General features: G+C 66.3%; 13 protein-coding genes. 12 read left to right on the forward strand and 1 reads right to left on the reverse strand.

The window, feature by feature from the left end; translation table 11 throughout:
* Window positions 1-141: 141 nt before the first annotated feature.
* The 12 genes from JI664_RS04110 (at window position 142) to JI664_RS04165 (ending at window position 12,756) form a co-directional block, all read left to right on the forward strand.
* Entirely contained in the window at window positions 142-1,575 is a 1,434-nt protein-coding gene (locus tag JI664_RS04110) for a mannose-1-phosphate guanylyltransferase/mannose-6-phosphate isomerase (RefSeq protein WP_207012448.1), read from the forward strand.
* A gap of 4 nt (window positions 1,576-1,579) precedes the next feature.
* Window positions 1,580-2,953 (forward strand): phosphomannomutase, encoded by a 1,374-nt coding sequence (locus tag JI664_RS04115; RefSeq protein WP_207012449.1) that lies wholly within the window; start codon window positions 1,580-1,582, stop codon window positions 2,951-2,953.
* Window positions 2,954-3,059: 106 nt separating this feature from the next.
* The gene (locus JI664_RS04120) at window positions 3,060-4,631 is read left to right on the forward strand and encodes a DUF2793 domain-containing protein (RefSeq protein ID WP_207012450.1); all 1,572 of its coding nucleotides are present in this window, start codon (window positions 3,060-3,062) and stop codon (window positions 4,629-4,631) included.
* Window positions 4,632-4,642: 11 nt separating this feature from the next.
* Entirely contained in the window at window positions 4,643-4,966 is a 324-nt protein-coding gene (locus tag JI664_RS04125; RefSeq protein ID WP_207012451.1) for a hypothetical protein, read from the forward strand.
* A complete protein-coding gene (locus tag JI664_RS04130; RefSeq protein WP_207012452.1) occupies window positions 4,963-5,283 on the forward strand; it encodes a hypothetical protein in 321 nt (106 codons plus the stop codon). The genes JI664_RS04125 and JI664_RS04130 overlap by 4 nt, the downstream gene beginning before the upstream one ends.
* Before the next feature lie 151 nt (window positions 5,284-5,434).
* Complete coding sequence (locus tag JI664_RS04135) at window positions 5,435-5,995, forward strand: hypothetical protein (protein ID WP_207012453.1); 561 nt, start codon at window positions 5,435-5,437, stop codon at window positions 5,993-5,995.
* 229 nt (window positions 5,996-6,224) lie between these two features.
* Window positions 6,225-7,085: an alpha/beta fold hydrolase gene (locus JI664_RS04140; protein WP_207012454.1), complete on the forward strand. Its 861-nt coding sequence runs from the start codon at window positions 6,225-6,227 to the stop codon at window positions 7,083-7,085.
* Window positions 7,078-7,986 (forward strand): VOC family protein, encoded by a 909-nt coding sequence (locus JI664_RS04145; RefSeq protein ID WP_207012455.1) that lies wholly within the window; start codon window positions 7,078-7,080, stop codon window positions 7,984-7,986. The genes JI664_RS04140 and JI664_RS04145 overlap by 8 nt, the downstream gene beginning before the upstream one ends.
* A 4-nt stretch (window positions 7,987-7,990) precedes the next feature.
* A complete protein-coding gene (locus JI664_RS04150; protein ID WP_207012456.1) occupies window positions 7,991-8,782 on the forward strand; it encodes an SDR family oxidoreductase in 792 nt (263 codons plus the stop codon).
* A 21-nt stretch (window positions 8,783-8,803) separates the two neighbouring features.
* Entirely contained in the window at window positions 8,804-10,456 is a 1,653-nt protein-coding gene (locus JI664_RS04155; RefSeq protein WP_207012457.1) for a thiamine pyrophosphate-binding protein, read from the forward strand.
* A complete protein-coding gene (locus JI664_RS04160) occupies window positions 10,453-11,274 on the forward strand; it encodes an aspartate dehydrogenase (protein ID WP_207012458.1) in 822 nt (273 codons plus the stop codon). Before JI664_RS04155 ends, JI664_RS04160 begins: the two co-directional genes overlap by 4 nt.
* Before the next feature lie 9 nt (window positions 11,275-11,283).
* Complete coding sequence (locus JI664_RS04165) at window positions 11,284-12,756, forward strand: aldehyde dehydrogenase (RefSeq protein ID WP_207012459.1); 1,473 nt, start codon at window positions 11,284-11,286, stop codon at window positions 12,754-12,756.
* Window positions 12,757-12,779: 23 nt separating this feature from the next.
* Here the strand turns inward: JI664_RS04165 and JI664_RS04170 are convergent, their stop codons facing one another.
* Complete coding sequence (locus JI664_RS04170; RefSeq protein ID WP_207012460.1) at window positions 12,780-13,583, reverse strand: IclR family transcriptional regulator; 804 nt, start codon at window positions 13,581-13,583, stop codon at window positions 12,780-12,782.
* Window positions 13,584-13,634 lie beyond the last annotated feature (51 nt).

Consider the following 13,634-nt stretch of genomic DNA (forward strand, 5'->3'; position numbering starts at 1 on the left):
TCGGAAACTTTGGCGGGAATGTGGGTTACTGAACAATTTGTTGCCAGAAATCCCGTTCACATTGCGGGGCCATACCTCCGTTTCACGGTCCGAATCCCCGGTGCCGGTCCTGCTATTCATACGAGTTCTCGGAATCCCCGAATGCTGATCCATCCTGTTCTTCTCTGTGGCGGCTCCGGCACGCGCCTTTGGCCCCTCTCGCGCAAGTCCTACCCGAAACAATTCGCGCCCCTGACGGGCGAGAACAGCCTGTTCCAGACCTCGGCGCAGCGGCTGTCGGGGTCGGGCTTCGCCGCGCCGGTGGTGGTGACGGGGGGCGATTTCCGTTTCATTGTCACCGAACAGCTCTCGCAGGTCGGTATCGAGGCCGGCGCGATCCTGATCGAACCTTCAGCGCGCAACACCGCGCCCGCCATCCTTGCCGCCGCGCTGCAGGTGGGCGGCGATGCGCTGGTGCTGGTGGCGCCCTCGGATCATGTGATCCCCGATGCCGCGCGGTTCCGCGATGTGGTCTCGGCGGCGACCGGTGCGGCGATGGCGGGCCAGATCGTGACCTTCGGCATCCGCCCGGACCGCCCCGAGACGGGCTATGGCTGGCTTGAGCTCAGCGCCCGCCCGGATGCGGGCTTCAGCCCCGAGGCGATGCCGCTCTCGCGCTTCGTCGAAAAGCCCGACCTTGCCACCGCACAGGTCATGCTTGATGGCGGCAGGCACCTGTGGAACGCGGGCATCTTCCTGTTCCGAGCCGATGTGCTGATCGAGGCATTCGAAACCTATCAGCCCGAGATCCTGACGCAGGTGCGCGCCGCGCTTGACGCCGCGCAGGAAGACCTGTCCTTTACCCGGCTCGACCCCACGGCGTGGGGCGGGATCGAGGATATCTCGATCGATTACGCGGTGATGGAAAAGGCCGATAACCTGAGCGTCGTGCCCTATGGCGGGGTGTGGTCCGATCTTGGCGGCTGGGAAGCCGTCTGGCGCGAGGGCGAGAGCGACGCGACCGGCGTCGTCACCTCGGGCGAGGCGCTGTCGATCGATTGCGAAAACACGCTCTTGCGGTCGGAAAATGACGCGCTGCAGGTCGTGGGGATCGGGCTGAAGGACATGGTGGTCGTGGCGATGCCCGACGCGGTTCTCGTCGCCCACAAGGACCGCGCACAGGATGTGAAGAACGCGGTGAGCGCGCTCAAGGCACGACAGGTACCGCAGGCCGAAACGCTGCCGCGCGATTTCCGGCCATGGGGCTGGTATGAAAGCCTCGTCGTGGGCGGACGGTTTCAAGTCAAGCGCATCCATGTCCATCCGGGCGCCGCTTTGAGCCTGCAAAGCCACCACCACCGGGCCGAACACTGGATCGTTGTCGAGGGCACCGCGAAGGTGACCATCGACGACGAGGTGAAGCTCGTTTCGGAAAACCAGTCGGTCTATATCCCGCTGGGTGCCAAGCACCGGATGGAGAATCCCGGCAAGCTGCCGATGGTCCTGATCGAGGTGCAGACCGGCGCCTATCTGGGCGAGGACGACATCATCCGCTACGAGGATGTCTATGCCCGCGGACAGGGCGCGAAGGGGTAAGGCTATGGCGCCGAAATTCGGAACCTCGGGCCTGCGCGGGCTGGTCGTCGAGCTGACGCCCGACCTGATCGGCGCGCATGTCGCGGCCTTCCTGCGCGCCTGTCCGGTCGGGACGGGTCTGTTCGTGGGGCGCGATTTGCGCGACAGCTCGCCCCGCATCGCCGGCGACGTGATCGCGGCGGCGCGGGGGGCGGGCGTCGATGTCACCGATTGCGGCGCGGTGCCGACCCCGGCGCTGGCGCTGGCGGCGATGGGCGCAGGGGCGGCGGCGGTGATGGTCACCGGCAGCCACATTCCCGCCGATCGCAACGGGCTGAAATTCTACACGCCTGGGGGAGAGATCACCAAGGCGCACGAGGCGGCGATCCTGGCCGCGCTGGATGCCACGGCTCCCACTGGCCCCAAGGGCGCCTTGGCGCAGGCCGATCCCGGCCCGGCTTTCGTTGCGCGCTATGTCACTGCCTTGGGCGCGCAGGCGTTGGCGGGCAAGCGCGTCGGTGTGTGGTCGCACAGCGCCGTAGGCCGCGACCTGCTGATCGACACGCTGCAGTCGCTCGGCGCCGATGTCGTTGAGGTCGCGCGGTCCGATACCTTCATCCCGGTCGATACCGAAGCGGTCCCCGAGGCTGTGCGCGCCTTCCTGCGCGATACCGCCGCTGCGCAGGGACTGGATGCCATCGTCTCGACCGACGGCGATGGCGACCGCCCGCTGGTGACGGATGAAACCGGGCAGGTGGTGCCGGGTGACGTTTTGGGTCAGATCACCGCGCAATTGCTGGGCGCCGAGATTGCCGTGACGCCGGTTTCGTCGAATACCGGCATCGATACGCTGGGACTACGGGTGATCCGAACGAAGATCGGCTCGCCCTTTGTCATCGCCGGGATGGAGCGCGTGCCGGGCACCAAGGTTGTGGGCTATGAGGCAAATGGCGGCTTTCTGCTGGGCTTTGAGGCCAAAGTCCCCACTGGCCCCCTGCCCGCGCTGATGACCCGCGACAGCCATCTGCCGATCATCGCCCCGCTCGTCGCAGCCGGAGCCGGGCCGTTGAGTGCCCGCGTGGCGGCCGAGCCCGCACGCTTCACCGCCGCCGACAGGCTGCAAGAGGTTCCGACCGAAGCCTCGGCCGCGCTGGTGGCCGCGCTCAGCACCGATGCGGCGGCGCAGGCCGGGTTCCTTGCGGAATTCGGCGATGAAAGCCTTGCCGGGACCGATACGACCGACGGGCTGCGGCTGACGCTGGCCTCGGGCCGTATCGTGCATCTGCGCCCCTCGGGCAACGCGCCCGAACTGCGCTTCTATGCCGAGGCCGAAAGCCCCGACGCCGCACTGGCCCTGCTGGGCAAGGGGCTGGAAACCCTGCGCGCGCGACTGGGATAGAGCCCCGCCCCGTTGCACCGCGCCGGGGTTAACGCCCCGCCGCTGTCACCTCGCACCGTCTTAGCACTTGCCCGCCATTGTCCGGCCCCGACCAGGAGGCCCACCGATGGACGAGACATCCACCAACCTGACACTGCCCTATCTGCAGGCGTCTCAGGCACAAAAGCACGTCACCCATAATGCCGCGCTCGAGGCGCTGGACCTGATCGTCCAGCTTGTGCTGCAATCCTTTTCTCAGACCACGCCACCGCTTGCCCCCGATGACGGGCAGGTCTGGGCGGTGGGCAATGGTGCGGTCAATGACTGGGTCGGCCATGACGGCGAACTTGCGGCGTGGTCGAATGGCGGCTGGCTGTTCATCACCCCGCGCCCCGGCTGGCGCGGCGCGATGGGCAGCGAGGTGCGGGTCTGGAACGGAACAGCTTGGATCGCGTCCGGCCTGCCCGACTTGCAGAACCTGCCGGGCCTTGGCGTCAATACGAGTTACGACGCGACCAACAAGCTGTCGGTGAAGGCCGAGGCGACATTGCTCGACAATGCGGGCAGCGACCACCAGCTGAAGCTGAACAAGGATGCCAGCGGCGACACCGCGTCGCTCATGTTCCAGACCGGCTATTCCGGCCGGGCCGAGATGGGCACGACGGGGGACGACGACTTCGCCATCAAGGTCTCGCCCGATGGCAGCGGCTGGACCACCGCGCTGGGGATCGATGCCGCGACCGGTGCGGCCACGATAGGCCAGCTCTCTCTGGACGCGCCGCTGCCGCCGTCGTCCGGTGGCACCGGGACGGCCAATCCGGCGGGCGCAACGCTGGCGCGCTCGGGCGCCCATGCGCTGACGCTGACCACCTCAGCGCCCAGCGCGCTGACCCTGCCGACCACCGGCACGCTGGCCACGCTGGCGGGGACCGAGACACTGACCAACAAGACCCTTGCCGCGCCTGCGCTCACCGGTCTTGCCAGCGGCAGCGCGATCACCCAAAGCGCCACCGACGCCACCCCCGGACGGCTGTTGAAGGTCGGCGACACACGCATTTCAGCAGGCAGCGGAACCACCGAGAACACCGATCTCGACGCGATCGAGGGGCTGGGTTTCTGGGCCTTCGGGGGCGCGACGGCCAATACCCCCGGCTTTCTCGGCGGCGCGGGCGCGCTGCTCGCGTTCCAGCGCAGCAGCACCCGGCGCGCACAGATCGCGTCGAATGGCGGGTTGGGTAATCGCTGGGGCGTGCGGTCGCAGAACGACAGCGGCGTCTGGCATCCCTGGGCGCAGCTGGTGCATTCGCACAATCTGGTGGGTCCGGTCGGCCAGTCGGCGGGCGTTCCCACCGGCGCGGTTATCGAGCGCGGCGCGAACACGAATGGCAGCTATGTCCGGCTGGCCGACGGCACACAGATCTGCTGGCACGCCATCGATGATACGGCGACCGCCTGGAGCACTGCCCAAGGCGCCCTGTTTCGCCGCGCCTCGGCTGCGACATGGACCTATGCCGCAGTCTTTTCCGCCCCGCCCTGCGTCACAGCCACCGCGCATATCGGCAATGACTGGATCACCGGCTGCCGCCCGCGCGGCCTGCCCGACAACAATGCTGTACTGTTGATGCCGTGGTCGTCCTCGGCCGCCGGCGCGACCACCGGCAAAACGATTTTCGCCTGCGCAATCGGTCGCTGGTTCTGACGAGGTTTCCCATGCAACTGACACTTTCCCCCATTCGCGGCCTGCCCGGCAGCGCGGCGACGACGATTTCGGTCGATGGCGACACCCTGATCGTCGATGGCCAGAGCTATAACCTGTCCCCGGTGCCCGAGGGCGGCGAGGCGATTGCCGAAGGCACGGATCACCCGTTCATCGCGCCGATCACACGCACCGCCGGCGAGATTCACGCGGCGCTGCGCGTCACGCTCGACGACAGCGCGGCGCCCCTGCAACCCGACAGCCCGTGGCTGGTCAGCGCAAGCGGGGGCCCGGTTTCCATTCCTGCCAGCCGTCAGAACAGTGAGGCCCCGCAATGACCTTCCAGCTTCAGATTCGCACCGCGCAAGAGATCGCCGAGACGGCAAGCGCCGCGCATCGTGCGCGGATCGTCGCCCTTGTCGACGATCATATCGAGGCCCGCGCGCGCAGCCTTGGCTACAACAACGCCGTCAGTTGCGTGAGCTACCGCAATTCGATGGTGCAAAGCTGGGTGGACGAGGCCGAGACCTTCAGCGCGTGGCGCGACTCGGTCTGGCAGACGCTGATCGCCTTGTGTGAGGCTGCGGGCGACACCGACACCCCTCTGCCCGACGCCGAAACCGTGATCGCCTCCCTGCCCGCTTGGCCGGATTGAGGGCACGCAAAACGGCGGGCGTCCAGAGAGCCGCCCGGTTCACGCGATAGCGGTTTGCCACGCTCGACAAACCCGAAAGCCGCACCATAAGATAGGCGAGTCGTGTATTCAGGGCCCTGTGTTCCGGTCCGTTACCCATAATAGGCAGCTTGTGACCAATCCGATTGAACTGACCGCCTCTGCGCTTATCCACCATCTTCGTTTCGAACATCTTCCTTCGGTCGAACGCGGCAAGCTGACGCTGCGCGACGGGGCCTATTTCAGCTGGGATGCCGATCAGGGCGATGTCACGCTGCGCGTCCGGCCTGAACTGGGAAACCTTTTCAAACTCGATGCCAAGGTGGGCGGCAAACCGCGCTGGATGAACTTCAACCTCTCGCTCGGCGCGGGTCAGGTTCCCGCAGGCTCGACGCTGGGTCTGGTGTTCGAACTGAACGGCTGTGACGGTCAGGAACTTCCGGTCTTCATCCGTGCGCTCAAGGACGGTGAACTGGTCGATACGCCGCTGAACACCCCGCTGAAAGGCTCTGCCGAGCTCTGCCAGCGCACGCTGATCGTACCGGTCGGCGACGGCGATCCGCTGGCGGAACCGTCGAGCTTTCTGACGCTGGTGGTGCAGCTTCCGCGCAAGGACTTCACGCTGGAACTTCGCAACCTGACGCTGTTCGTGCTCGAACCCGACAGCGCCAAGGCGCTCGCACTCGCCGGCTGACGCCACCGTTTCAGTGCGCCCCTCAATGGCCATGCCGCTCCCTGCGGCGTGGCCTTTTGCGTTTCTCTGCCTTGCCGTCTTCGCGCGCCCCGACATGGCCCGCAATCTTTCGTTGACACAACAGCAGACTCGCTTTAGCATTTTTGAACGAGTTGTTCATTATTGAACAAAGCAGAATTCGGCGGGAAACAGCGTCTCGCCAACGGCTGGGAAAGGGCAGTTCGGCGCCATGGTTCGGCAAGAACGGAATGCAGGGATCGAATGGATCGGCCGCGATGGCCGGGACCCGACACGGGACCCGGCCATCGTCTTCCTGCATGGTATCGGCTCGAACGCGGCGTCGTTTCGCGACCTGCTGGACCTGATCCCCGAAGGCCCGCGCCTGATCGCGTGGAACGCGCCGGGCTATGGCGGCTCGGACAGGTTGACCAAGGACCGACCGACCGACTGCGACTATGCCGACGCGCTGGCGCGCTTTCTCGATGCGCTGGATTGCCAGCGGGTGATCGTGCTTGGCCATTCGCTGGGCACGCTGATGGGCAGCGCCTATGCTCGCGCCCATCCCGACCGGGTGCAGCACCTGATCCTTGCCGCCAGCGCCTGTGGCTATGCCGTCGCGCCCGGCGCCGAGCTGCCGCCCAAGGTTGCGGCGCGGATCACCGATCTCAAGGCTCTCGGCCCGGCGGAATTCGCCCGCACCCGCGCGCCGCGCCTGATCTTCGACCCCGCGGCCAATCCCGCGATTGTCGCCCGCGTCGAAGCGGGCATGGCGCGTGTTGATCCCGAAGGCTACGCACAGGCGGTGCGGATGCTGGCGAGCGGCGACTTGGAAGCCAATCTGCGCGGCCTGACTGTGCCTTGCGATTTCATTCTGGGGGCCGAGGATATCGTCACGCCCCCCGAACAGACCGAGCGCGCGATGCGCGCGCTTGCCACGACCGGCCAGACCCCGCGCCGTATCGACATCGCCGGGGCCGGACACGCCGTCTATCTGCAGAAACCGCAGGACTTCGCACAAGCGCTCCTGCGTCTTATCCCCTCGCATGCGGATGCGCGCATGCCCAGCCCGACCGGAGGACATCATGGCTGACAAGATCAGCGTCGGACATCTGCGTGGCATCGTCATGCGCGCGCCCGGCATGACCGCGACCAAGGCCTTCTATACCGAGCAATGGGGCCTGCACGAGGCCGCCAGCGACGAGGGTATCGTCTATCTGCACGGCACCAGCGCCGAGCCCTTTCTCTACGGGCTGAAAGACGGCGACACCTATGGCATCGAATACGCCCATTTCGGGATGGAAAACCGCGCCGATATGGACGCGCTCTATGCGCAGGTCGTGGCCGAGGGCGGCACGGTGCTGGGCGAGCCCGCGCTCTTCAACGACAAGATCGGCGGCTACGGGTTCGAAATGCTGGACCCCGACAATCGCCGCCTGCGCTTCACCACCGAACTGGACATGCGCGAGGCGTCCCAGAAACACGCCTATCCGCACAAGATCTCGCATCTGGTGTTCAACACACCCGATCTCGAAGGCTCCGAGGCCTGGTACGCGCGCGTGCTGGGCTTCCGCACCAGCGACTATTCTGCCGATCAGATGACCTTCATGCGCTGCAACGAAACCCACCACGCCGTCGCTCTGGTGCGGGCGCAGTATCCGTCGATCAACCACGTCGCCTTCGAAGTGCCCGGCATCAACAGCTTCATGCGCGCAATCGGCCGGATGAAGCAGAACGGACAGGTTCCCAGCTGGGGGCCGGGCCGTCACGGGCCGGGCGACAACCCGTTCGCCTATTTCGTATCGCCCTCGGGCTTCGTCATCGAATTCACCGCCGATGTCGAACTGATCGACGAGGACACGCACGAGGCCCGCGTCTGGTCGCGCACCGATCCCGAGGCGATGGACCAGTGGATGACCGCAGGCCCGCCCACGCCCGCGCAACGCACCGTGATGGCCGGACGGCCGGATTTCGGCTTCCCCAAACCGGAGTAACCGCATGGATCTGCAACTGAACGACAAGACGGCCATCGTCACCGGCGGGTCGTCGGGCATCGGTCTGGCAACCGCGCGCAGCCTTCTGGAAGAAGGCGCCCGCGTCGCGATCTGCGCCCGGGGTGCCGAGCGGCTGGAAAAGGTCCGCGCCGAGTTCGCCGCCGAGTTCGGAGAAGACCGGGTCTTTGCTAAGGCTTTCTCAGTGCTCGACCGGGGCGCAGTGGATGCCTTCGCCGCCGAGGTAAAAAGCCGTTTCGGCGGCTGCGACATCCTGATCACCAATGCCGGTCAGGGCCGGGTGTCGACCTTTGCCGACACATCCGAGCAGGATTGGCGCGACGAGCTTGAGCTCAAGTTCTTCAGCCAGCTCAACCCGATCCATGCCTGCCTGCCTATGCTCAAAGCCTCGGACGCGGGCGCCATCGTGGCGGTCAATTCGCTGCTCGCCTATCAGCCCGAGCCGCATATGGTCTGCACCTCGGCTGCGCGCAGCGGCGTGCAAAACCTGCTGAAATCCCTGTCGGTCGAGCTGGCCCCCAAGGTGCGCGTCAACTCGATCCTGCTGGGTCTGGTCGACAGCCAGCAATGGCAGCGCCGCTTCGACACGCGCGAGGATCAGAGCCAGTCGCGCGCCGAATGGTACGGACAGCTTGCCGCCAAGAAGAAGATACCCCTCGAACGTCTGGGCGAACCGCAGGAAGCGGCCCGCGCGCTGACTTTCCTCGCCTCTCCCGCCGCCAGTTACATCACCGGGGCACAGCTGGAAATCTCGGGCGGCGTTTCGCGCTTCGCCTGACATCTTAAGGAAGATCCGCTCATGACGGAAACAGTCGGTTATCAGATCGCCCGTGCGCTTGCCGATATCGGGGTGAAAACGGTGTTCGGGGTGATCTCGATCCACAACATGCCGATCCTCGACGGGATCGCCACGCAGGACCGCGTCCGCTTCGTCCCCGCGCGGGGCGAGGCCGGGGCGATGGGCATGGCCGACGCCTATTCGCGCGTCACAGGCGAGCTGGGCGTTGTCATCACCTCGACCGGGACCGCCGCAGGCAATGCCGCAGGCGCGCAGGCCGAGGCCCTGACCGCCGGCAGCCGCGTGCTGCACATCACCACCCAGATCGACCGCGAATTCATGGATCGCGACCGCGCCGCCATCCACGACGTGCCCAAACAGCCTGAAATGCTGCGCGGCGTGTCCAAGGCCGTGTTCCGCATCTGGGACGAGAAATCCGCCACCGGCACGCTTGAAGCCGCCGTGCGCGCGGCTCTGACGCCCCCCACCGGCCCCGTCAGTCTTGAGATCCCGGTCGATGTGCAGCGGCTCGACGCGATGCCCGGCCACCCGGCGGTGGCGCCGGTCGTCGCGCTGCCCGGCAATGACGAGACACGCCTTGATGCGCTGGCCGAGTTGGTGAAACAGGCCAAGCGCCCGATGATCTGGCTGGGCGGCGGCGCGCGCGGCGCGCAGGCCGAAGCGACCGAGCTGGTGACGCGCGGCTTCGGTGCCGTTACCTCGACCCAAGGCCGCGCCGTGGTGCCCGAGGAAAACCCCGCCACGCTGGGCGCGTTCAACATGACGCCCGAGGCGCAGGCGATCTATGCGCAATCCGACCTGATGATCGTCGTGGGCTCGCGCCTGCGCGGCAACGAGACGCTCAACAACAAGATGGCGCTGCCCCGTCCGCTGGTGCAGATCGACGCCGATGCCACGCAATACGGTCGCAACTACCCGGTCGATCTGTTCGTGTGCGGCGATGCGGCCAAGACCCTGCGCGGGCTTCTTGACCGGCTGCCCGCGAAACTGGAAGTCGATCCGCAGCAGGCCTATGACATCGCCGTCGCCCGCGCCAAGGCCGAGGGCGTTCTGCGCGAGCGGCTCGGGCCGTATCAGGTCATCGCCGATCACCTGATGAGCGTGATCCCGACGGGCAAGCATCCGTGGGTGCGCGACGTGACGATTTCGAACTCGACCTTCGGCAACCGCTATGTGCAGATCGGCGCGCCTAATCTTGGCGTGCACGCGCTGGGGGGCGGCATCGGTCAGGGCGTGGCGATGGGTATCGGCGCCGCCGTGGCCTCGCCCGATGCGCGCACCGTGACGCTTCTGGGCGACGGGGGCACGATGCTGGGTCTGGCCGAGCTGATCACCGCCGTGGACGAAGATCTCGACATGACCTTCCTGCTGATGAACGATCAGGCATACGGCGTGATCGAGAACATTCAGGACGCCCAGTATGACGGGCGGCGGCATTACTCGAAACTGAAGACGCCGAATTTCGCCAAACTGTGCGACGCCATCGACCTGCCCCATACCAAGGTCGACGACATCACCGCGTTCGAGGCCGTCTTCAACGAGAGCATGACGCGCAAGGGCCCGCATGTGGTCGAGGTCGACATGACCGCCATCGGCCCCTACGCGGTGGCCTTTGCCGGCCCGCCCGCCGGTGCCGCCGGGGGCAAGTCGTGACGACGATCGGCATCATCGGCTTCGGCTCGATCGCGCGGGACCTGATCGACATCCTCTGCGCGCAGGACCCGGCGCCCGAGGCGCTGGTGATCATGGTGCGCCCTGAGAAGACGGGCGAAACGCTGGCTGCGGCTGAAGAACAGATCGCCGGGCGCTGCGCGGTCTATGCCGTGTCCGACACCACGGCCTTGCTGGCCGCGGGGCCCAAAGTGGTCGCGGAATGCGCGAGCCATACCGCCGTGGCCGAGTTCGGTCCGGCGATCCTCCGCGCGCAGACCGATCTTGTGGTCGCCTCGATCGGCGCGATGGCAAAGCCCGAGACCGAGGCCGCGCTAAAGGCCGCCGCCGAGGGCGGCTCGGCCCAGCTGGTCCTGCCTGCGGGCGCCATCGGCGGCATCGACATGCTGGCGGCTGCCCGCCTGTCGGGCCTGAAAGGCGTCACCTATACCGGCCGCAAACCGCCCCTTGCATGGAGCGGAACCCCGGCGGAACAGGCCGTCGACCTGCCCGCGCTGACCGAAGCCACGGTGTTCTTCGAAGGCTCGGCGCGCGAAGCGGCGACACAATATCCCAAGAACGCCAATGTCGCGGCCACGCTGGCGCTGGCCGGGCTGGGCATGGACGACACCCGCGTGCGGCTGGTCGCCGATCCCGGCGTCGACACCAACACGCATGAATTCAACGTGCAGTCGCAAGCGGTGGATTTCGCGGTCACGCTGACCGCCAAACCCTCGCCGCGCAATCCGAAAACCTCGGCCTCGACCGCGTACAGTGTCGCGCGCGCGGTTCTGAACCGCTCGGCCGCCATCGTCATCTGAGGACAGAGCATGAGTCATGAATTCTCGAACGGCCATCTGCTGATCGGTGGCCAGTGGCGCGCGGGCAAAGGCGCGCCGATCACCTCGATCTTTGCCGCCGAAGGCACCGAGAACCAGACCTTCAACGGCGCATCGCGCGAGGATGTCGAAGAGGCCATCGCAGCGGCGAAAGACGCCCAACCCGCCTGGGGCGCGCTGAAACCGCATGAGCGCGCGACCTATCTCTACCGGATCTCGGAAGGGATCAGCGCCAATATCGACCGCATTTCGTGGGTGCAAAGCCGCGACACGTCGAAAACGCTGGGCGAGACGCGCGCACTGGCGGCCTCGGCTGCCGCGACCTTCCGCTATTTCGCCGCCGTTCTGGAAACCTCGGACGAGCTGCTGACCGTGCCGCGCGGGGATTACACCACGCTTTCGGTGCATGAGCCCCTTGGCGTCGTCGCCGCGATCACGCCGTGGAATTCGCCCATCGCGTCCGACGCTCAGAAAGTCGCGCCCGCGCTGGCAGCCGGGAACGCGGTGCTTTTGAAACCCGCAAGCTGGTCGCCGCTGGTCTGCCTTGAACTCGCGCGGATCATCGACGAGGCGGGGCTGCCCAAGGGTCTGTTCTCGGTCTTGCCCGGCTCGGGGCGCGAGGTCGGCAACCTGCTGGTCGAGCATCCCGATATCGCCAAGGTATCCTTTACCGGCGGCACCTCGACCGGCAAGCATCTGGCGCGCACCGCCGCCGACAAGCTGATGCCCGTCTCGCTGGAGCTGGGCGGGAAATCCCCCACCATCGTGTTCGAGGATTGCGACGAGGATCTCGCCATCGCGGGCATCCTGTTCGGCATCTTCTCATCGAGCGGGCAAAGCTGCATCGCCGGCTCGCGCCTGTTTGTGCAGCGCTCGATCTACGACCGTTTCGTCGACCGCCTTGTCACCGCCACCAAGGCGCTGAAGGTGGGCCATCCCTTCGACGCGGACACGCAGGTCTCGTCGCTGGTCCATGCCGATCACCGTGCCTCGGTCGAGAGCTATGTCGCCATGGCGCTGGAAGACGGCGGAGACATCCTGTGCGGCGGCAAACGGCCCGAAGGGCTGGACGCGGGCGCGTTCTACGAACCGACGATCATCGCCAATGTCACCAATACCGACCGCATCTGCCGCGACGAGGTGTTCGGCCCGGTTCTGGTCGTGATGCCATTCGACGACGAAGCCGATGTCATCGCGCAGGGCAACGACAACGAATACGGCCTCGCCTGCGGGATCTGGAGCCGCGACCACGTCAAATGTCAGCGCATCGCGCGGGCGATCAAGGCGGGGACGGTCTGGATCAATACCTACAAGCAATTCTCGATCTCGACGCCGTTCGGCGGCGACGGGGCTAGCGGCATCGGGCGCGAAAAGGGCCGCGCGGGGCTGCGCGCCTATCAGTCGCAGAAGTCGATTTACGAGGATATGTCGGGCCGCCCGCACCCGTGGGCGCGTTGGCCGTAAGAAAACAGGCCCTGACGACTGCGTCAGGCGCGGGGCATGTAGCCCAGCGCCTGCGACGCCCTCAGCGCGGCGTCCCGGACCGCTTTCTTGATCTGATTGCTGCCCTCGGCCGCTTCGGTCGAAAACGCGGATTGCGGACCAGAGACGTTCAGCGCACCCACCGGCACGCGCTGATGATCGAAGATCGCCGCCGCACAAGAGCCGATCCCGGCTTCGAAATTCCCCTCGCTCCACGCGACCCCCATGGCCTTGTCCGCGCGCGCCTGTTCCAGCACTTCGGACACGGTGACCGGGGTTTTCGAGGTATTGGCGGGCAAGGGCGCATCGGCGAACAAAGCGGCGATCTGGTCTTCGCTCAGCTCGGCCAGAATGGCGCGCCCGATGGACGAGGCATGCGCCGCCAGCCGCGACCCGGCGCGCACATTGCTGACCAGATGCGTGTTGGGCGTCTCGCGGCTGAGATAGACGATGTCGGGGCCGTCAAGGATGCCCATATGCGCGGACATACCCGTTTCGGCGCACAGCTCGGCCAGCACCGGCTGGCAAACCTGCACCAGATCGCGCCCGTGCATCGCCTGCGATCCCAGCGTGATCAGCCCGACGCCCAGCCGATAGCCTGCGCCGTTGGCGATTTCCTCGATCATACGATTCGTGGTGAGCGTGTGAATCAGACGAATCAGCGTTGTACGGTTGATTCCCAGCGCCTCGGACGTAGCGCTCAGGTTGCGGCAGGTGTTACCGTCGCCGATGTGACGCAAGAGCTTCAGCGCGCGCTCGACCGGCGGAACCGAATACTCCGCCCCCTTGGGTTTGCCATCGCCGTCCATGCGTCACTCCCTCAAATTTTCGCTCATTATAGAACACTTAATGCGTATTTG

Origin of the sequence: Rhodobacter sp. NTK016B (genome assembly GCF_017303295.1) — a bacterium.
Lineage (GTDB): Bacteria > Pseudomonadota > Alphaproteobacteria > Rhodobacterales > Rhodobacteraceae > Pararhodobacter.

What these genes read in the sequence shown, in the direction of transcription:
- JI664_RS04110 (WP_207012448.1), top strand. Translation starts at nt 142, where the DNA reads ATGCTGATCCATCCTGTTCTTCTCTGTGGCGGCTCCGGCACGCGCCTT.
- JI664_RS04115 (WP_207012449.1), top strand. Translation starts at nt 1,580, where the DNA reads ATGGCGCCGAAATTCGGAACCTCGGGCCTGCGCGGGCTGGTCGTCGAG.
- JI664_RS04120 (WP_207012450.1), top strand. Translation starts at nt 3,060, where the DNA reads ATGGACGAGACATCCACCAACCTGACACTGCCCTATCTGCAGGCGTCT.
- JI664_RS04125 (WP_207012451.1), top strand. Translation starts at nt 4,643, where the DNA reads ATGCAACTGACACTTTCCCCCATTCGCGGCCTGCCCGGCAGCGCGGCG.
- JI664_RS04130 (WP_207012452.1), top strand. Translation starts at nt 4,963, where the DNA reads ATGACCTTCCAGCTTCAGATTCGCACCGCGCAAGAGATCGCCGAGACG.
- JI664_RS04140 (WP_207012454.1), top strand. Translation starts at nt 6,225, where the DNA reads ATGGTTCGGCAAGAACGGAATGCAGGGATCGAATGGATCGGCCGCGAT.
- JI664_RS04145 (WP_207012455.1), top strand. Translation starts at nt 7,078, where the DNA reads ATGGCTGACAAGATCAGCGTCGGACATCTGCGTGGCATCGTCATGCGC.
- JI664_RS04150 (WP_207012456.1), top strand. Translation starts at nt 7,991, where the DNA reads ATGGATCTGCAACTGAACGACAAGACGGCCATCGTCACCGGCGGGTCG.
- JI664_RS04155 (WP_207012457.1), top strand. Translation starts at nt 8,804, where the DNA reads ATGACGGAAACAGTCGGTTATCAGATCGCCCGTGCGCTTGCCGATATC.
- JI664_RS04165 (WP_207012459.1), top strand. Translation starts at nt 11,284, where the DNA reads ATGAGTCATGAATTCTCGAACGGCCATCTGCTGATCGGTGGCCAGTGG.
- JI664_RS04170 (WP_207012460.1), bottom strand. Translation starts at nt 13,583, where the DNA reads ATGGACGGCGATGGCAAACCCAAGGGGGCGGAGTATTCGGTTCCGCCG.